At 67.8% G+C, this 18,569-nt stretch carries 18 protein-coding genes; 6 read left to right on the top strand and 12 right to left on the bottom strand.

The annotated features are described in order from the left end of the window. The first annotated feature begins 71 nt into the window (after positions 1–71). Positions 72–2,495 carry an ATP-dependent helicase HrpB gene (gene hrpB, locus Q0C42_RS05320; protein ID WP_295073063.1) on the top strand — a complete coding sequence of 808 codons (2,424 nt, stop codon included), beginning with the start codon at positions 72–74 and terminating at the stop codon, positions 2,493–2,495. A gap of 280 nt (positions 2,496–2,775) precedes the next feature. Then, a complete protein-coding gene (locus Q0C42_RS05315) occupies positions 2,776–3,975 on the top strand; it encodes an MFS transporter (RefSeq protein WP_295073060.1) in 1,200 nt (399 codons plus the stop codon). Here Q0C42_RS05315 and Q0C42_RS05310 read toward each other — a convergent pair. Continuing rightward, positions 3,963–4,517, bottom strand: a complete 555-nt coding sequence (locus tag Q0C42_RS05310) for a cysteine hydrolase family protein (protein WP_295073058.1) — start codon at positions 4,515–4,517, stop codon at positions 3,963–3,965. The two genes, Q0C42_RS05315 and Q0C42_RS05310, sit on opposite strands and share 13 nt — an antisense overlap. Continuing rightward, positions 4,514–5,008 carry a DUF1993 family protein gene (locus tag Q0C42_RS05305; protein WP_295073055.1) on the bottom strand — a complete coding sequence of 165 codons (495 nt, stop codon included), beginning with the start codon at positions 5,006–5,008 and terminating at the stop codon, positions 4,514–4,516. The genes Q0C42_RS05310 and Q0C42_RS05305 overlap by 4 nt, the downstream gene beginning before the upstream one ends. 206 nt (positions 5,009–5,214) lie before the next feature. Between Q0C42_RS05305 and Q0C42_RS05300 the strand changes: the two genes are divergently transcribed. After that, complete coding sequence (locus Q0C42_RS05300) at positions 5,215–6,363, top strand: sterol desaturase family protein (protein WP_295073052.1); 1,149 nt, start codon at positions 5,215–5,217, stop codon at positions 6,361–6,363. 19 nt (positions 6,364–6,382) lie between these two features. Here the strand turns inward: Q0C42_RS05300 and argF are convergent, their stop codons facing one another. After that, complete coding sequence (gene argF, locus Q0C42_RS05295; RefSeq protein WP_295073049.1) at positions 6,383–7,309, bottom strand: ornithine carbamoyltransferase; 927 nt, start codon at positions 7,307–7,309, stop codon at positions 6,383–6,385. A gap of 72 nt (positions 7,310–7,381) precedes the next feature. Continuing rightward, the gene (locus tag Q0C42_RS05290) at positions 7,382–8,572 is read right to left on the bottom strand and encodes an aspartate aminotransferase family protein (protein ID WP_295073047.1); all 1,191 of its coding nucleotides are present in this window, start codon (positions 8,570–8,572) and stop codon (positions 7,382–7,384) included. Between the two features lie 342 nt (positions 8,573–8,914). Here Q0C42_RS05290 and Q0C42_RS05285 point away from each other — a divergent pair, with 342 nt between their 5' ends. Beyond that, positions 8,915–9,841: a Hint domain-containing protein gene (locus tag Q0C42_RS05285; RefSeq protein ID WP_295073044.1), complete on the top strand. Its 927-nt coding sequence runs from the start codon at positions 8,915–8,917 to the stop codon at positions 9,839–9,841. Here the strand turns inward: Q0C42_RS05285 and Q0C42_RS05280 are convergent. After that, complete coding sequence (locus tag Q0C42_RS05280; RefSeq protein ID WP_295073041.1) at positions 9,838–10,974, bottom strand: serine hydrolase; 1,137 nt, start codon at positions 10,972–10,974, stop codon at positions 9,838–9,840. The two genes, Q0C42_RS05285 and Q0C42_RS05280, sit on opposite strands and share 4 nt — an antisense overlap. A gap of 369 nt (positions 10,975–11,343) precedes the next feature. Between Q0C42_RS05280 and Q0C42_RS05275 the strand changes: the two genes are divergently transcribed. Beyond that, entirely contained in the window at positions 11,344–11,940 is a 597-nt protein-coding gene (locus Q0C42_RS05275) for a GcrA family cell cycle regulator (protein WP_295073038.1), read from the top strand. Positions 11,941–12,000: 60 nt separating this feature from the next. On the opposite strand, the gene Q0C42_RS05270 is transcribed toward Q0C42_RS05275, so the two are convergent. Continuing rightward, the gene (locus Q0C42_RS05270) at positions 12,001–14,007 is read right to left on the bottom strand and encodes an AsmA family protein (RefSeq protein ID WP_295073035.1); all 2,007 of its coding nucleotides are present in this window, start codon (positions 14,005–14,007) and stop codon (positions 12,001–12,003) included. Positions 14,008–14,160: 153 nt separating this feature from the next. On the opposite strand from Q0C42_RS05270, the gene rimO reads away from it, so the two are divergent. After that, a complete protein-coding gene (gene rimO, locus Q0C42_RS05265; protein ID WP_295073033.1) occupies positions 14,161–15,555 on the top strand; it encodes a 30S ribosomal protein S12 methylthiotransferase RimO in 1,395 nt (464 codons plus the stop codon). 146 nt (positions 15,556–15,701) lie between these two features. On the opposite strand, the gene Q0C42_RS05260 is transcribed toward rimO, so the two are convergent. The 6 genes from Q0C42_RS05260 to Q0C42_RS05235 all read right to left on the bottom strand — a co-directional run bounded on the left by Q0C42_RS05260 (position 15,702) and on the right by Q0C42_RS05235 (position 18,551). Then, positions 15,702–16,082: a PRC-barrel domain-containing protein gene (locus tag Q0C42_RS05260; RefSeq protein WP_295073031.1), complete on the bottom strand. Its 381-nt coding sequence runs from the start codon at positions 16,080–16,082 to the stop codon at positions 15,702–15,704. Between the two features lie 55 nt (positions 16,083–16,137). Beyond that, positions 16,138–16,500 (bottom strand): diacylglycerol kinase, encoded by a 363-nt coding sequence (locus tag Q0C42_RS05255; RefSeq protein WP_295073028.1) that lies wholly within the window; start codon positions 16,498–16,500, stop codon positions 16,138–16,140. A gap of 72 nt (positions 16,501–16,572) precedes the next feature. Next, entirely contained in the window at positions 16,573–16,920 is a 348-nt protein-coding gene (locus Q0C42_RS05250; protein ID WP_295073025.1) for a hypothetical protein, read from the bottom strand. A 127-nt stretch (positions 16,921–17,047) separates the two neighbouring features. Continuing rightward, the gene (locus tag Q0C42_RS05245; RefSeq protein WP_295073022.1) at positions 17,048–17,410 is read right to left on the bottom strand and encodes a YigZ family protein; all 363 of its coding nucleotides are present in this window, start codon (positions 17,408–17,410) and stop codon (positions 17,048–17,050) included. A 118-nt stretch (positions 17,411–17,528) separates the two neighbouring features. Beyond that, positions 17,529–17,777, bottom strand: coding sequence for a DUF6455 family protein (locus Q0C42_RS05240; RefSeq protein WP_295073019.1), 249 nt, complete (start codon positions 17,775–17,777; stop codon positions 17,529–17,531). A gap of 66 nt (positions 17,778–17,843) precedes the next feature. Then, positions 17,844–18,551, bottom strand: a complete 708-nt coding sequence (locus tag Q0C42_RS05235) for a M48 family metallopeptidase (RefSeq protein WP_295073016.1) — start codon at positions 18,549–18,551, stop codon at positions 17,844–17,846. Between the last annotated feature and the right edge of the window lie 18 nt (positions 18,552–18,569).

Here is an 18,569-nt window from a genome sequence, read left to right as displayed (position 1 = left end):
ATGCGCCGGGTGGGCCGGGTTGGGAAGCCGCGCCTCTGGCCATGCGCGCCCGCCCGCGCCATAAGCGGGACATGATCGAGCTGCCGGTGTCCCATGTGCTGCCCGAGCTTGCCGAGGCGCTGGCCTTGCGCGGGATCGCGGTGCTGCAGGCGCCTCCGGGGGCGGGCAAGACCACGCTGGTGCCGCTGGACCTGCTGGCACGCGGGGTGGTGCAGGGCCGCATCCTGATGCTGGAGCCGCGCAGGCTGGCGGCACGGGCTTCGGCAGAGCGGATGGCCGAGACGCTGGGCGAAGTCGTGGGCAAGACGGTGGGCTACCGCATCCGGGGGGAGGCGAAGGTGTCCCCCGCCACGAAGATCGAGGTGCTGACCGAGGGCATCCTGACCCGGATGATCCAGACGGACCCGGAACTTTCGGGCATCGGGCTGGTGATCTTCGACGAATTCCACGAGCGGTCGCTGAACGCGGACCTGGGGCTGGCCCTGTGCCTGGAGGTGCGGGGGGCGCTGCGCGAGGACCTGAAGCTTTTGGTCATGTCGGCCACGCTGGATGCGGGGCCGGTGGCCGCGCTGATGGGGGACGCGCCGGTGGTGACGTCCGAAGGGCGGGCTTGGCCGGTTGAGACGCGGTGGCTGCCGCGTACGCCCGATGCGAGCTTGCGGCTGGAGGCGGCGGTCGCGGGGGCGGTCAGGGCGGCGCTGGAGGAAACCGAAGGCGGGATGCTGGTCTTCCTGCCGGGGGAAGGTGAAATCCGGCGGGTCGAGGGAATGTTGCAGGGCGTGCCGGGGGTGACAGTGCGGCCCCTGTTCGGTGCGATGGACTTTGCGGCGCAGCGGGCCGCGCTGGGTCCGGCGGAGGGGCGGAAGGTGGTGCTGGCGACCTCGATTGCCGAGACCTCGCTGACCTTGCCGGATATTCGCGTCGTGGTGGATGCGGGCCGGGCGCGGCGGGCGCGGTTCGATCCGAACTCGGGCATGTCGCGGCTGGTGACCGAGCGGGTCACGAAGGCCGAGGCGGAACAGCGCCGGGGCCGCGCGGGGCGGGTGGCCGCGGGCGTGTGCTACCGGCTGTGGACCAGGGGCGAGGAGGGCGGCCTGGCCCCCTACCCTCCCGCTGAGATCGAGGTGGCGGACCTGGCGGGGCTGGCGCTGGAGCTGGCGCTGTGGGGCGGGACGGAACTGCCGTTTCTGACGCCGCCGCCTGCGGGGCCTTTGGCGGAAGCCCGCGCGCTTCTGACGGGGCTGGGCGCGCTGGACGACCGGGGCCACATCACGGCACACGGGCGGGTGCTGGCGGCGCTGCCCCTGCACCCGCGGCTGGGGCACATGCTGGCGGTGGCGGGGCCGGAGGCGGCAACCCTGGCCGCGCTTCTGGCCGAGCGGGACCCCCTGCGCGGTGCGGGGCCGGACCTGGCCTTGCGGGTGCAGACCGTGGCGCGGCCGGGGCCGGAAACCGACCGGGGCGTGGTCGAGCGCATCCGGGTCGAGGCAAGGCGGCTGGAGGCGGCGGCGCGGGGGATCTCCGGCGGGGCGGCGCGACGGGCGGGCTTTTCTCTGGCCGAGATGGCGGCCCTGGCCTACCCCGACCGGATCGGGCTGCGCCGGAAGGGCGAGACTCCGCGCTGGGTGTTGTCGGGGGGCAAGGGGGCGGTGATGGCCCCTGGTCTGGCCCTGTCGGCGGCGCGGCTGATCGTGGCGACCGATCTTGACGGTGACACGCGCGAAGCCACCGTGCGACAGGCGGTGGCGATCTCGGAGGCGGAGGTGCGGGGCCTTTACGCGGACCGCATCCGCTGGGTCGAGGTCTGCGAATGGTCGAAGCGGGAGGGTCGCGTGATCTCGCGCCGGCAGGAGCGGCTGGCGGCGCTGGTGCTGGACGACCGGCACTGGGATGCGCCTGCCGAGGCGGTGGCGCTGGCGGCGCTGGAGGGGATGCGGCTCTTGGGCCTGCCCTGGTCGGCGGCCGCGCGTCGGCTGCGGGCGCGGGCGCGGCTGGCGCGGGCCCAGGACTGGCCGGGGGTGGAGGACGCGGAGTTGCTGGCAACGGCGGAAGGCTGGCTTCTGCCGCATCTGACCGGCGTCAAGACCGAGGCGGATATCCGGGGCTTCGATCTCTTGCCCGCCTTGCAGGGGCTTTTGGGCTGGGACCGGCTGTCCGAGATGGACCGCCTTGTGCCGGGGGGATTTGAAACTCCGCTGGGGCGGAAGATCCCGATCGACTACGACGGCGAGACCCCGGCGATCGAGGTCCGGTTGCAGGAGATGTTCGGGGTGACGGTGCATCCGGTGGTCGGGGCGGCGCGGATGCCGGTACGGGTGACACTGCTGTCCCCGGCGCGGGCTCCGGTGCAGGTGACGACGGACCTGCCGCGGTTCTGGGCGACCTCCTATGCCGACGTGCGCAAGGACATGCGTGGCGCCTATCCGCGGCATCCCTGGCCCGAGGACCCGACAGTGGCCGAACCGACGTTGCGGGCCAAACCGCGGGGGACATGACGCTTTCGGACGGGGGCCGTTGGTGGCAAGAGCCTGCTTCGGACGCCTTTTTGCCAGCGGTCTCCTGCACCGCGCGCCAGTTCTGCAGCGCGTGGCCGCGACAGGCCGGACCCCGCCGCCCAGCACCAAGCGTCCGCTTGCGGGGTCATCGATCGGCGGACAGGGACCGAGCGCCGGGACCATTCTTCCTTTCAGGCTTGCAACACCTGTTGATCGCCCGCCCCTTTCACCTGCGGTGTTTGGGGCATATGACGTGCGCTAACAATTGCAGGGGCAGATGATGCAGGTGGATACGCAGGCGCGGCGGGCGCGGTGGGCGGTGGCCGCGATGTTCCTGGCGAACGGCTTCGTCATGGGTGCCTGGGCGCCGCAGATCCCGCTCTTGATGCCGCGTCACGGAGTCACGGAATCCGCGCTGGGTCTTCTGATCCTCGTGCTCGGCCTCGGGGCGGTTTCGGCCATGCTGTTCGCCGGACGGCTGATCAGCCTTTACGGCGGGCGTCGCGTGCTGTCGCTGTTCTCGCTGGCGCTGATCCCGGTGCTGCCGATGGTCGTCTTCTCGCCCAGCCTCTGGGTCCTGGCGCTGTTCATGGCGGTTTTCGGGGCGATGGTGGGCTGCATGGATGTGGCAATGAACGCGCAGGCCGTCGTGATCGAACGGCGGATGAACAAGGCCATCATGTCCTCTAGCCACGGGTTCTGGAGCCTTGGCGGCTTCATCGGGGGATCGGCCGGAGCCTGGGTGATCGCGCATTGGGGGTCGGAGGTGCAGTCTCTGCTGACCGCCGGCGTGGTGGCGGTGATCGTCCTCGCGGCGATGCCGTACCTTTTGCCCGCAGAACCGAAACCGGTGGTGGTCCAGACCGTTGCGGCCCCGAAGACCCGGCTTTTCCCCAAGGACCTGCACGTCTGGCTGCTGGGGTTCCTTGCACTTGCCTCGATGGTGCCCGAGGGCGCAGTGCTGGATTGGGCGGCGATCTACATGCAGAAGGAACTGGGCTCGGACGTCTTCGTCTCGGGACTGGCCTTCGCCTTCTTCGCCGGCGCGATGGCGTTGATGCGGTTTCTGGGCGACACGGTGCGGAACCGCTTTGGTGCGGTCAGGACGCTGCGCATCTCGGGCTGGCTTGGCGCTGCGGGGATGATGGGCGGGGCGGTGGCGACGCAGGACTGGATGGTGATCGTGAGCTTCTTCGTCGCCGGCTTGGGGATCGCCAACATGGTGCCGATCCTGTTTTCGGCCGCGGGCAACCACCCGAACCTGCCGTCGGCCTCGGCCATTTCGATCGTCACGATGGTGGGCTACTGCGGCATCCTGGTCGCGCCGTCCAGCATCGGCTTTCTGGCCGAACATGTGGGGTTCCGTCCGACCTATGCCGGTCTGGCGCTGATCCTGATCGTGGTCGCCCTTTTGGCAGGCCGGGCGGCCGACGCCGACCGCGCCAAGGTGCTGCCGTCCGCCGAGCCTCAGGCAGCCTGAGCCGCAAGGGCGTCGACTGTCGTAAGCGTCGCAAAATCGGCGCCCAGAAGCGACAAGGTGACCCGAAAGACCGTCTGGGCGTCGAGACGACCGCCGTCATGGGCGGGAAGGTCGAAGCCCAGAAGCGCGTCCTGCGGCAGAAGGACATCGTAGCCAAGGTCCGAACCCTGGCGCACTGTCGAGGTCACGCAGAATGCGGCCACCGCACCGGCCACAGCCAGCTTGGTGATGCGCTGCGCCTTCAGATGGGCATCAAGCCCGGTGCCGTGGAAGGCCGACGACCCCTGCTTCCAGAACACCGCCTCGTCCGCTTGTGGAACGGCGCAGGGCATCGGCGCGCCGCCCGGCTGACCCTTGCGGAACGGGGACTCCGGGTGGGGATCGTCGTGCAGAACGTGGATGACCGGAACTCCGGCCGCACGTGCCCAGGACAGAAGCGCCGCGATCCGGTCCGGCGCATCCGATGTGGCCGTCGGACGGCCTTCGCGGATGCGGTCGGCCATGCCCTCCTGCATGTCGATGACGAGGACTGCGAGGCTCACGGGGCGCCCATATAGTCGCGCTTGCCCAGTTCGACCCCGTTGGCGCGCAGGATGTCGTAGGCGGTCGTCACGTGGAAGAAAAACTGCGGCAGGGAATAGAAGGACAGGAACTCGTCCCCCGTCAGCACCATGTCGCGGCCGCCGGCCTTGAAGTGGACCTCGCGGGTGTCGGCATGTGCGAAGTCGGCGGCCTGAAAACTGCCCATGTAGCCCCGCGCGGCACTGATGCGGTCCTTCAGTTCGGCGAAGCTGGTTTCGGTGTCGGGAAAGCCTTTCGGTTCCTGCCCTGCCAGCCGGGCCGTTCCGCGGGCCGCGAAGTCGCAGGCAAGCTGGACCTGGCGGCTGAACGGGAACATGTCGGGAAAAAGCCGGGTGGCAAGGATCACTTCGGGCTTGATCTTCTTGGCCTCGCAATGCGCCTCGGCCTTGTCGAGGACGGTGGCAAGGACCGACAGGAAACGGTCGAAGACGGCGACGGAACGGCGGTGCATGGGGGCCTCCATTGAGCATTCCGCAAGACCCTAGCCGGACGGCCGGCACACGTCGAGTGGCGGGTCCGGCGGGGAAAATCTGGCTCTCGGGCCACGGACCCGACGGCAGGCGAAGCAAGCTTGCGACGCCGGACGGTCCGGGCCTACACTTGGCAGGCCAGCCGGCCCAAGACCCGTTCGCGTACCGCAGCTAGACCGAGTGTGTGATGAACGAGATCCAGCCCCCCGAACCACAGAAGACCTGGCTGGACCGGGCGGCGGAGGACCTGCTGGGCGACCGGCTGCCCAAGCACTTTGGCACCGGCTGGTATTCGGGGCTCCTTGGCCTTTTCCTGTCGGTCGGCAGCTTTCTTGCGGTTCTGGTGTTCCACTTTCCCCAGTGGCTGACGCTGTCCGAAACCGCCCCCCGCTATCCGGTCGAGACGATGCGCGCGCTTCTGGCGCTTGCGATCATGGCGGGGTTTCTGTTTTCGGCGATCAACGTGATCCTGCGCCCGTCGAAACGGCTGGGCCTCACCGGCCTCGTCTTCTGCATGGCGGCGGTGCTGGGCGGCGGCAGTGCTGTCGAGGTCGGGGGCGGCGACGCGCTGTTCCGGGTCGGTATCGACTGGTTCCTTCTGAACATCGTCCTTCTGGCGCTGATCTTCGTGCCGCTGGAGCGCGCGCTGCCCTTGCACCGGGACCAGGGGATCTTCCGTCCGGGCTGGACGACGGACGGGATCTACTTCCTGGTCAGCCATGTCGCGGTCGAGCTGATGACCTTCTTCACGCTTCTGCCCGCCACCGTGGTCGCGCAGACGGTTCACGCCCAGCTATCGGGCCTGAACCCGGACCGGCTGCCGCTGGTCGTCGAGGTCTTCTGCGTGATGCTGGTCGCCGATCTGGCGCAGTACTGGGTGCATCGGGGATTTCACCGGATCCGCTGGGCCTGGCCGTTCCATGCGATCCACCATTCGTCGCGGCAGCTGGACTGGATTGCCGGGTCGCGGCTGCATGTGGTGGACATCATCGTCACCCGGGGGTTGACGCTGACTCCGCTTCTGGTGATCGGCTTTTCGCAAGAGGCGCTGTACATCTGGCTGGTCATCATTGCCGTGCAGGCAACGCTGAACCATGTGAACATCCGCTTCGACGTGCCGGGCCTGAACCAGCTTCTGGTGCTGCCGCGCTTTCATCACTGGCATCACGCGGTCGAGCCGGTGGACCGGAACTTTGCCGTGCATTTTCCCTGGATCGACCGGCTGTTCGGGACCTTCCACCTGCCCCGGCGCGACTGGCCGCCTGCGACCGGGATCGCCGGCGACCCGGTCCCGCCAGAGTTCCTGCGCCAGTTGGCCTGGCCCTTCCGGCGGTGATGGCCGACTGGCCCCGGGGTCAGACCCCCAGGCACCAGCGCATGATGGCCTTCTGGGCATGGAGGCGGTTTTCGGCCTCGTCGAAGATCACCGAATGCGGGCCGTCCATCACGGCGCTGGTCGCCTCGTCATTCCGGTGGGCGGGCAGGCAGTGCATGAACAGCGCGTCGGGCTTGGCGCGGGTCATCAGCTGTTCGTTGACCTGATAGGGCCGAAGCTGGTTGTGGCGGCGTTCCTTGGCGGATTCCGGATCGTGCATCGAGACCCAGGTGTCGGTGACCACCAGATCGGCGCCTTCGACGGCGGTGAAGGGGTCGCGCTGGATGGTGATCTTACTGCCCTTCTCGCGGGCGAAGGCGACGAACTTGTCTTCGGGGTCCAGCGTCTCGGGCCCGGTGAAGGTGAAGTCGAAGCCGAACTGACCGGCGGCGTGCAGGAAGCTGCCGCAGACGTTGTTGCCATCGCCGCACCAGACCACCTTCTTGCCCGCGATCGGGCCGCGGTGTTCCTCGTAGGTCATGACGTCGGCCATGATCTGGCAGGGATGGGTGCGGTTCGTCAGGCCGTTGATCACCGGCACGGTGGCGTGTTCGGCCATTTCCAGAAGCGTGGCCTCTTCGAAGGTGCGGATCATGATCAGGTCGACGTAGCGCGACAACACGCGCGCGGTGTCGGCGATGGTCTCGCCGTGGCCAAGCTGCATTTCCTTGCCCGAGAGCACCATCGTCTCACCGCCCATCTGGCGGACACCGACGTCGAACGAGACGCGGGTGCGGGTCGAGGGTTTCTCGAAGATCAGCGCGACCATCTGGCCCTTCAGCGGCTGGTGGTCGTCGGGCGTGCCCTTGGGGCGACCGTTGCGGGCGGTCTTCATCGCCTGGGCACTGTCGATCATGGCCCGCAGCTGGGCGGGGTCAGTGGTGTGGATATCAAGGAAGTGGTTCATGGCGTTTCGCTTTTTGGCCGGCAGCCGGGGGCGTTGCCCCCGGACCCCCAGGATATTTGGGCAAAGATGAAATCAGGCGGCGTGTTCTAGAGACGTGGCCGCCTGGTCGAGGCGGGTGAGCGCCTCGGCGATGTCGGCATCAGGAATGTTCAGCGCGGGCAGCAGGCGCAGGACGTTGTCGGCAGCGGCGACGGTCAGGACACCGGCCTCGTAACCCGCCTTGACCACCTCGGTCGGGGCCAGCTTGCACTTCAGGCCCAGCATCAGCCCCTCGCCCCGGACAGCCTCGAAGACCTGCGGGTGGCGGGCGACCAGGGATTCCAGACCCTGGCGCATGAGCGCACCCTTGCGGGCGACCTCGGCTAGGAAGGCAGGGTCCGAGATCAGTTCGATCACCTTGGCGCCGACCGCGCAGCCCAGGGGGTTGCCGCCGTAGGTCGAGCCGTGGCTGCCCGCGGTCATGGCCGAGGCGGCGTGTTCGGTGGCCAGCACCGCGCCCAGCGGGAAGCCGCCGCCAATGCCCTTGGCGACCATCATGATGTCCGGTGTGACACCGGCCCATTCATGCGCGAAGAGGCGGCCGGTGCGGCCCATGCCGCATTGCACCTCGTCGAAGATCAGAAGCGCGCCGGTCTGGTCGCAGAGATCGCGCAGGCCCTTCAGGCACTGGTCGGGGACGACGCGGATGCCGCCCTCGCCCTGGATCGGCTCGATGATGACGGCGCAGGTCTTGTCCGTGATCGCCGCGCGGATGGCGGCGTGGTCGGCGTCGTTCGTAGGCCATTTCAGATGCTTGAAGCCCGGCATCAGCGGACCAAAGCCCTTGACCATCTTCTCGGACCCTGCCGCCGCGATGGCGCCGGTGGAACGCCCGTGGAAGGCCCCTTCAAAGGCCACGATCTCGATCCGCTCGGGCTGACCTGCCTCGTAATGGTGCTTCCGCGCCATCTTGATCGCCAATTCGGCGGTTTCCGTGCCCGAGTTGGTGAAGAAGACGGTGTCGGCGAAGGTCGTCTCGGTCAGCAGCTTCGCCAGCCGCTCCTGTTCGGGAATCGTGTAGACGTTCGAGACGTGCCAAAGCTTTTGCGCCTGGTCGGTCAGGGCCTGCACCAGCGCGGGATGCGCGTGGCCCAACGCGTTGACCGCGATCCCCGAGCCGAGGTCGAGAAATCGCCGCCCGTCCTCGGCATGTAGCCAGCTGCCTTCGCCTTTGACGAAGGCGATCGGCGCGCGGTTGTAGGTCGGCAGTACGGACGGGATCATGGGCGTGTCCTTGCAGATGAAGGCCAATGGGTGCCTGACGGCTGGCCGGGAGTCAACGTGGGGAGGCAGGCAGGGGATACGGCGTGGCGCCAGTTGCGCCGGGGACAGCGGAACGCTGCGTCAGACGCTACGGCGTCGGCGCAAGGCGAGGCTATGATGGGTCCCGGTGGTCATCTGCGTCGCATAGCGGGAAGTCCGCAACGGGTAAAGCGGAATCGCAAGGCGGAATGGCTGCGGTTTTTGCTGGAAATGACCTGTAAAGGCTGGCAAGGCAGGATTGGGGAGGCGGGGCGTTCAGGGTCTCGCTGGCAGGGCGACAGAACACCGGAGATTCGGGCGGGCATGGTTGCGGAACGCATCACTGTCGGCGTCTATGCGCTGGACCACGTGCTGCTGCCACGGGCGGCCGCTGGCCGGGGCTGGGCCCTGCGGCTGGCGGAGCTGGATCCCGCACTTGCCCCCGGAGCCGTGGCGGTGGGTGTGGTCCTGGAGGTGATGGTCGAGGACCTGGCCCTGGCCGAGCCGGCGCTGCTGGGCGGCGTCGTTCATGCCGCGGGCCTGCGGGTCGCGATCGAGCGGGTACTGGGGCGCGCCGGTCTGTTTCTGATTCGCGTGGGCACGAAGCCGATTGGCGTCACGATCTCGGGAACCTGGGAGGCGGCCCTGTCACCGCTGGCGGGTCCGGCACCGCTGGCAGGCCTTGCGGCCTATGTCGCCGGAACGCTGATCGACACACCGGACGGGCTTCGCCCGGTCGAGGCGCTGCTGGCTGGCGACGTCGTGACGACCCTGGCCAATGGGTCGCGACCGCTGCTCTGGGTCGGGCGGCGCCGCGTGACGGTGCTGGACCTTCTGGCGGAACCGGGCCTCCGGCCGGTGGAATTTGCGCCGGGCGTGGTGGCGAACATCCGGCCGCTTCTGGTGTCACCGCAACAGCGGATGCTGATCGACGACTGGCGGGCCGAGGTCTATTTCGGCGAGGACCGGGTGCTGGTCGCGGCACAGGCGCTGATTGACGACCTGGCGACCCGGGTGGTTCTGCCGCTGGACGGTGTGGAGTACGTCATTCTGCTGTGTGACCGGCACGAGGTGCTGCTGGCCGAGGGCGCGCTGTCGGAAAGCTTCCATCCGGGCGAGATCGGCCTTTCGGGCCTGACCCAGGGTGAAAGGGCCGAGGTCGAGGCGCTGATCCCCGAGGCCGAGCTTCTTCGGCGACGCGCGGCCTTCCCGATCGTGCGGACTGCAGAAGCTCGGGCCTTGCGGCTTTAGCCGGCGCAGATGGCGGCCAGCATCTCGATCACCGACGGGTAGTAGTCGGCGTCATAGCCGGCATCGTTCTGCAGGACCGACAGGAAGCAGGCGACGCGCCCGGTGTCCGGGTTCGCCACAAGGTACTGCCCGCCATAGCCGCCGTGCCCGACCCAGGTGCCATTGGTGTTGGTCTGGTTGGAGTAGCGCAGATGCGCGCGGGGAGCGGGCATCGGCACCCCGCCCCGGAGTGTGGTGTCCAGAAATGCGGCAGAGCCGAAGGGTCGACCGTCCACCCCCTGCCCCTTCCGGGCGAAGATCGCGCCGTAGCGGCAAAGGTCGCGCGCGGTCAGGCAGATCCCGCCGCTGAAGATCGGCATGCCGTGGCGGTCGGTGCCCATGTGAAGCGCGCCCTCGATCCCGGCCGCATCAGCCAGATCGGCGAGCCAGAGCCGCAAGGGCCGCCCGCCCCGCGCCTCGGCCGCCAGCATCAGGACATCGGTGTTGGCGCTTTTGTACAGGCAGGCTCCGGTCGGGTTCGTGGTGTCGGTGGCACCCTTCGCCAGCCCGATCCCCGCCAGGAAATCGCGGTTGGCAGGCTCGGGACCTTCGGGCAGCCGCATTCCCATCGCCACCTCGTGCAGAAAGGCGGTGGTGTCGGGATTGGTGTAATCCTCGTCATAGGCGTTGTGGACGTTCATGTTCGCCGCGTCCTGCACCGTCGCACCGTGGTAGCCCGGCCCGATGAAGGGCAGGATCTCGCCCAGGGTTTCGTCCATGCCGATCTTCCCGTCTTCCCACAGGCGGCCGAGGATCAGGTGCGCGGCCAGTTTCGAGATCGACATGATGGAATGCGGTTGGTCGGGGGTGAAGTCCGGCGCATAGGCTTCATACAACAGGCGGTTGCCCTCGGTGACCGCCATCGCCGAAAACCAGGGAAGCGCGGTCAGCCTGCGGACATCGTCGCGCGCGGGGATCGCAAGCTCTGCCGAGAGGCGGAGGTCCTGCACGCGGGCGGCGCGGAAGGTCTGGGTGTAGCGGGCGACGCGGTGCAGGTTGTGGAACCCCTGCCGCCGGTACGGGGCCGAGTTCCAGTGCGGGTGCCGGTCGGGACCGACGGAGAGGTCGGGGTTCGGATGCGTGGTGATCGGCATGGCGGGGCTCCTGTCCCGGTCAGGATAGGCAGGCGCGTGGCAGGGGTGCAAGTGCTGGTCCACCCCGGAAAGCCCCGCGCGCCGTAGCTGAAGAAGCTTGGCGCCAGAGGCGCGCGGCCTCTGCGACCCTCGCTGCGTGCTGCGGTCGGGGATCAGCACGGCCAAGGGGGCTGCGCCGGCACTGGATGACCTGACAGACAGATCCCGCCCAGGCGGTCGCGGGGTCGCTGGCGGGCAGAAAACCGCAGACAGGATGATGGCGGAATGGCGCGCGGCAGAGGTCTGATCGCCTTTCGCGCGAGCAACCCTTGCGGCCCCCTGCTCGGGACGGATACAATGCCCGGATATTCAAGACAGACGGAGATCGGGATGTCCTGGACGGACGAGCGTGTCGAGACGCTCAAGCGCATGTGGAACGAGGGCCAGTCGGCCAGCCAGATCGCCAAGGAGCTGGGTGGAGTCACCCGCAATGCGGTGATTGGCAAGGTGCATCGCCTGGGCCTGTCGAACCGGGTGGGCGGCAAGGACGAGGAGGAGGAGGGCGCAGCGGCCCCCGCTCCTGCGGTCGCGGCCAAGCCCGAGCCTGCGCCCCGTCCGGACCCGGCACCGGCCGCGCCCCGCGCCGAGGCGCCCCGCCCGGCTCCGGCCGCGCCAGCGGCGTCGAACGTGACGGCCTTGCCGGTCCGCAAGGCAATTGTCCCGGCCGGCCAGCCCCTGCCGCCGCAGCCAAGCCTGAACGAGATCAGCCCCGAGGCCCTCGCTTCGGTGCGCGAGGTGGAAAAGCGGGCGCGCAAGCTGACGCTGATGGAACTGACCGAGCGGACCTGCAAATGGCCGATCGGCGACCCGGCGACCGAGGACTTCTGGTTCTGCGGTCTGCCCAGCCTGCCCGGAAAGCCCTATTGCGAGGCGCATGTGGGCGTCGCCTTCCAGCCGATGAGCGCCCGGCGCGACCGTCGCCGCTAGGACCACCCGATATCCGACAGAAAGCCGGGGCCGTTGCGCCCCGGCTTTTTCATTTGCGGATCAGTCGCCCCGCAGGATGTCTTCCAGCGCCTTGATGGCCTGGTCTTCCAAGGCCTGGGTTGCGGCGTCCTTCGCGGCATCCCCGACGCTTTCGCCCGGTGCGACCTCTACCCCCAGTTCCTCGCGCAGGCGCTGCTCCAGTTCGGCCTTTGCGGCGGTTTCGGCGGCCTTGGCTTCCTCTTCCAGCCGGGCGGCGACGGCCTTGGCTTCGGCCTCCATCTTCTCGCGCGCGATGGATTCCAGGTCGAGCCGGAAGCTGGGATCGGCCCAGGCCCCGGTGATCAGAAGCGGCACCATGACGCCGCCACTTCCATCTTCGGCCGCAAGCGCCGTGGGGCGCAGCCGGTATTTCAATGTCCGCTCGCCCAGGCCCAGCTCACCCGTTCCCGCGGCCGTTAGATAGGGCGCCACCAGCTTCAGATCGCTGTTCGACAGCACCCCGCCCGCGATGCTGTAGGTGCCCGCGAGTCCCTCGAAAATCGTCTTCTGCCCTTCGCCCACGAAACCGGGATCCAGCGTCCGCAACATCCCGGCAATGTCGAGCCCGCGCAACTCGCCCTTGCCCAGTTCGAGCGACCCCTGCCCTTCCAGGCTTTTCATGACCGCATCGATGGAATTTCCGACGCCAAGGAACTCCAGTTCAAGATCAGCGGTCGACACCAGGCGGTCCCAGCCCGCAAGGTCTGTGAGAAGCGGCTGCGTCTGCAGGCCCGCGAAGGTCAGGCGTCCGCCGACCGACAGCCCGCCGCGTCCGTTCACGACAAAATCGCCCGAGATCTGGCCGTCGTAGGCCTTCATCTCGCGGATATCGATCACGGCGCGGGCGCGGTCGATGGTGACAAGCGCGCGGGTCTGACCCAGTTTCAGCACGCCAAGATCGATGGACGCGGCAGCCAAGGCCACCTCGGCATCCAGCGCCCCAAGGAAGGAGACGTCGATCTCGCCCTCTGGCCAACCTGCGGCCTCCATGCCACCGGCCTGTCCGCCGCCCATCCCGCCTTCGGGGCCCGTGCCGATCACGATAGGGCCTGCGGCCAGCGTGCCTTTCAATAATGGCCGCGCCTCGCCGGGCAGGAGGTCAAGATTACCCTTCAGCTGGTTCTGGTCGGCGACAATCCCGGCCTCGCGCAGGAAAGCCGCCCCGGTGCCGTCCAGCGTCAGGGTGCCGGTGATCTGCAACTTGTCCCGACCCATCCCCGGACTGGGCTTGGACAGTTCCGACCCGGTCAGCGCGCCCAAGGCGGGGAGGTCGGAGAGATCCGCGCTTAGCGCCCCCTCGGCAGCCAGCGGCGCATAGCCCCCGCGCCCGTCGAACGAAACCTTGGTGCCGCCCGCCGTCAGGGTCGCGGTCACCGGCACGACCCGGCCCAGCGCAAAAGCCGAGAAGACGCCGCCCGAAAGATCCAGCGCCACCTGTTGCCCGCCGGACAGACCAGAAGCTTTCACAGTGAAGGGACCAGAGAAATCCGGGATCGACAGGGTCGCATCCACATCGTCCAGCGCGATTTCGCGGCCTGTCTGGCGGTCGACATAGCGGACCGCTCCACCCGCAATCGTGCCTTCGTCCAAGGTGAAGCCCGTGGCGGGCGCCGGGACCGAGCCCGCGCCACCCCCGGTCCCCGCGGCGAAGACCCAGTTCGCCTCGCCCTGGTCATTGCGTTCAAGGTTGATCTCGGGCCGGTCGGCAGACAGGCCGAGGATCTTTACCTCGCCGCCGAAAAGCGCCCCGAAGTTCACGTCGATGGACAGGCCCTGCGCCTGGAACAGGGGCTGATCGCCCTCGGCCCATTCGGCATTGGCGATGCTGACCGGGCCGGTCGAGATGCCAAGCGACGGCCAAAGCCGGGGCGAGACCTCGCCCTGCAGCTGCAGCTTGCGGCCCGTCATCGCCTCGAACTGCGAGGAGACGGCCTGAGCCACGCGTTCGGCCGGGACCATCGCCCCAAGCCCCACGCCAAGGACCACAAGCGTGGCCAGCACAACCCCGACCCGGATGATCCAGCGCATGCTCAACTCCTCGAAATTTTCTTGTTTTGTCCAAGTTTATGCCCCCCTGCGACGAATTGCCAAGTCAGGGGGACCAGACTGGCATCAAATGGCCGAGAGGGGCGGTGCGGCCTTGGGCTTTCCAGATGGATGCGCGCGGAGTATAGGGCGCGCATGTCCGAAAACCCGCCCCTCCTCCGCCCCGACCTTGCCCGCGCTCTGGTGCCCGACACCCGCCGCGCCCGATCCGATGGATCGCGCCAACCGACCATCGGCATGGTCAGCCTTGGCTGCCCGAAGGCGCTGGTCGACAGCGAGCGCATCCTGACGCGGCTGCGGGCCGAGGGTTACGCGATCAGCCCCGATTACAAGGGTGCCGATGCGGTGATCGTGAATACCTGCGGTTTCCTTGACAGCGCCAAGGCCGAAAGCCTGGAGGCGATCGGCGAGGCCTTGCAGGAAAACGGCCGGGTGATCGTGACGGGCTGCCTTGGGGCCGAACCCGAATACATCACCGGTGCGCATCCGAAGGTCCTGGCCGTGACCGGCCCGCATCAGTACGAGGCGGTGCTTGATGCCGTCCACGGGGCCGTGCCCCCCTCGCCCGATCCGTTCATCGACCTGCTGCCCGCGACCGGTGTCAGCCTGACCCCCCGGCACTACAGCTATCTGAAGATCTCTGAGGGCTGTAACCACAAGTGCAAGTTCTGCATCATCCCCGACATGCGGGGCCGTCTGGTTTCGCGCCCCGCCCATGCGGTGCTGCGCGAGGCGGAAAAGCTGGTCGAAGCCGGGGTGAAGGAACTGCTGGTGATCTCCCAGGACACCAGCGCCTACGGGGTTGACCGCAAACATGACCTCAGCCCCTGGAAAGGCGGCGAGGTCCGCGCCCACATCACCGACCTTGCGCGCGAGATGGGCAAGCTCGGTGCCTGGGTGCGTCTGCACTATGTCTACCCCTACCCCCACGTCCGCGACCTGATCCCGCTGATGGCGGAAGGGCTGGTCCTGCCCTACCTCGACATCCCGTTCCAGCACGCCCACCCCGAAGTCCTGAAGCGCATGGCCCGCCCCGCTGCCGCCGCCCGCACCCTGGACGAAATCGCCGCTTGGCGCGCCATTGCGCCCGATCTGACCCTGCGCTCCACCTTCATCGTGGGCTACCCTGGCGAGACCGAGGCCGAGTTTCAGACGCTGCTGGACTGGCTGGACGAGGCGCAACTGGATCGCGTCGGTTGCTTCCAGTACGAAAACGTCGCCGGAGCCCGGTCGAACGACCTGCCGGATCATGTGGCTGCAGAAGTGAAGCAGGACCGCTTTGATCGCTTTATGGAAAAAGCTCAGGCGATTTCCGAGGCGAAACTGGCTGCAAAGGTTGGAAAAGTCCTGGACGTGATCGTGGACGAAGTCGACACCGATGGTGCCACCTGCCGCACCAAGGCCGACGCACCCGAGATCGACGGCAACCTCTTCATCGACGAAGGCTTTGAGGCGTTGACCCCCGGCGACATCGTCAAGGTCATGGTGGACGAGGCGGGAGAGTATGATCTTTGGGGGCGTCTGGTCTGAGCGGTCAATAGTGATCTGACCGTGTCCGCAGGCCCGCGAGAGGGATCGGTCAAAAGCCACTCAGCTTACAGACCGCGCTTCCCCCGCCTTTGCCGTTCTGCCACTGACCCCAGCCGGTTCGACCGGGGTCAGGCGTGGTATCAGCCTCAAATCCAGTAAGGCGACACCCCGTAGTAGTCGTAGTTGCGCCGCTGATAGTCGCGGTCTTCGTACCAGTTGTCGCCCCAGGCGGGCGCGTCGGTCAGCTGGTCCTGCGTGATGTCGGTGACAAAGCCGCCAAGGTCCGTGTCATAGGTCAGCTTCTTCCACGGCACCGGATGCTCGTTCGCGCCGACCCCGAGAAAGCCACCGAAGCTCATGACCGCATAGGCGATCTGGCCGGAAACCTTGTCGATCATCAGGTGGTCGATCTGGCCCAGATGGTCGCCGGTGGGGCTGTAGACCGCGGTGCCGTTGACATCGGCGCTGGAGACCATCGTCGAGCCGCTGCGCTGGCCCGGGGTCGGGCTGGAATAGGTGTCGGTCATGGAATCCTCCGCAATGGGTGTGGCTTCTCAACCGCCCAGCAGAGGAATCGTTCCCTCAGCCCAGCAGCACCACCGCCCAGGCCACCCCCGCCGCCAGAGCGGCCAGCGCCACGCAGGCGGACCCGCAGTCCTTGGCTTTCTTCGCCCTGGGGTCATGGCCGGGTGAGACCATGTCCACCACCTCTTCAAGCGCGGTATTGATCAGTTCGGCCGCAAGGATCAGAAGCCCCAGCGCCAGGATCAGCGCACGTTCGCCCGGGCCAAGGTCCAGCGTGAAGGCCAGCCCAGCCGACAGGACGTTGGCCAACGTCCATTGTCGCAGCGTCTTTTCCGTGGCCCAGGCGGCGCGGAAGCCGTCCCAGGACCAGATCACGGTATTGGTCAGCCGCCGTGCCTCGGCAGCGATCGCGTTTCGCATCTGTCCCCTCCCCGGTTTTGCGGAAAGGTTAGCCCCGGACGCCGCTTGCGCCAAGCGTCCGGGACCAGCGGTTCAGGCGCGGCGCACGACGCCGATCAGCCAGAGCAAGGCGCCAACCAGGATCGCGACCTCCAGAAGCGGGAAGACCGGGCCGATAGTGGCCCCGTCGACGCGGCCGGACATCATCAGGAAAAGCCCGACCAGAAGACCCAGGGCACCGATCTGGTGCAGCCAGAAATGCACCTTGGGCAAGGTGCCCTCGGCCAGACCCGGGATCATCCGGTAGCCGATGCCGAAGACCGTCATCAGCGTGAAGCCCAGAAGGTTGATGTGGGCGTGAACCGGCGCCAGCGAGTGGTCGCCGCTGCCGCCCATGTAGGACCCCAGCACAATGCCCACCAGCAGGTAGGCGGAACCCATTACAATGAAACTGCGTGAAATGTTCATGTTCGTTCCCTCTGTCTCCGGGCTCTAACGGCCCGTGGCGAGAGAATACCATTCCACGCGCCGACGGCGCATGAATTTTATGCAAGTATGTGAATTCGTCCTAGGGCTGGCCGCGGAGAGCAGCCAGCGCCGCCCGGGTGCAGGTCACGATATGGGCGAAGCGGTCGCCGCCCAGATGCACGCCGCCGTACCATCGCGTCACGACGACGATGCGGTCGGGGACAGCCTCGCGTTCCAGCATCTTCAGGATCACCGCGCCCGCACCGGTTTCGCCATCATCGTTCTTCAGCGGTCCACCGTCGCTCAGCAAGGCGGCCCAGGAATGATGCGTCGCCTTGTCGAACTTGCGACGCTGGCGCAGCGTGGCAAGGAAGGCATCGATCTCGCGCCTGGAGTGCACCGGCCCCGCCGCAGCGGCATACCGCGAGCCACGGTCGCGCAGGATGTCTTCCAGAACGATCATCGCACAAGCCTAGGCGACGGGGTGGCGACGGACCAGAGGGGATTGGCCCGCCGCCGGTTCACTCCCGCCCTGCGCGCCCTGAAGACGGGCGGGGGAGTGAAATTTCGCGCAGCGGACGTCAGCCCAGCGCTTCGATCCCGGCCTTGTTGGGGCAGAAGTCCGGCATCGTCTGCGCCGGTCCCGACTGGACGAGCCAGCGTTCGCATTCCTCGCCCCGGCCGCAGGCCGCGCAGCGGGAGATGAGATGCTCAAGCTCGTCGCGCTGAAGCCAGCCCTCGACCACGGCGCGCGGCAGGTTCACCCCGGAAATCCGCGCCATTCCGCGGGTAAGCCACCATGCCTTCGGTGCCTCGGGATACCCGATCATCGCAAAACCTCCTCGTCCCTGTCAGATCATGCTGACCGGACGGGACCGAACCTGCCTTGACCCAGATCAAGAACCGCCCAGCCGCCGGACTGTTGCGGCGACCAGGGCCTTGCGTTCGGCGTTGGGGGGATGGCTGCCAAGAAACCTGTCGCCAGGATCGGGAAGCCGGTCGAAAAAGCCGGTGCCCCGGTTGGGATCATAACCCGCGGCCAGGGCGATTTCGGCGCCCAGCGCGTCGGCCTCCAGCTCGAACTCTCTGGAGTAGCTTCGGGCGGCCACTTCCGCGCCCATGTTCTGTGCGGCGCGGATTTCGTCGGGAGACAGCCCGCTGGCCTGCGCCAGAACGCCCGCCAGAAGCGCGCCGGACAGCGCCTGGTCGTTCCGCTTGGGGATATGGCCCGCGATGTGGTGGGCGGCTTCGTGGCCCAGGACGAAGGCCAGCTCATCAGGGTTGCGCGCGTCGGCGATCAGCGCCAGCGTGAAGCCGATCACCGGGCGGCCCTGCCGGTCAAGGGTCTGGAAGGCGTTCGGCGGCTGGCCGGGCCGGTCGTCGACCACGATGCGGAAGTCGCAGTTCTGCGCCACGCCCTGACTGCGACAGTAGCTTTCCGCCACCGGCTCGACCCGCTGGACCACCGAAATGAAGTTTTCCGCCGCAGCGCGGGCAGGCTGGACCGCAGTGCCGGTCGCCGGTGGCAGGGCCGGGGGGGCCGGATAGGTCGCCACGCAACCGCCAAGGGTCAGCGTCAGGGCAGCAATCAGGGGAAGACGCATGGGGACCTCGGGCGGGAT

Origin of the sequence: Tabrizicola sp. (assembly GCF_022842145.1) — a bacterium.
In the GTDB taxonomy this organism is placed as follows: Bacteria; Pseudomonadota; Alphaproteobacteria; order Rhodobacterales; family Rhodobacteraceae; genus Tabrizicola.
This window is presented reverse-complemented; position numbering and strand designations above follow the sequence as displayed.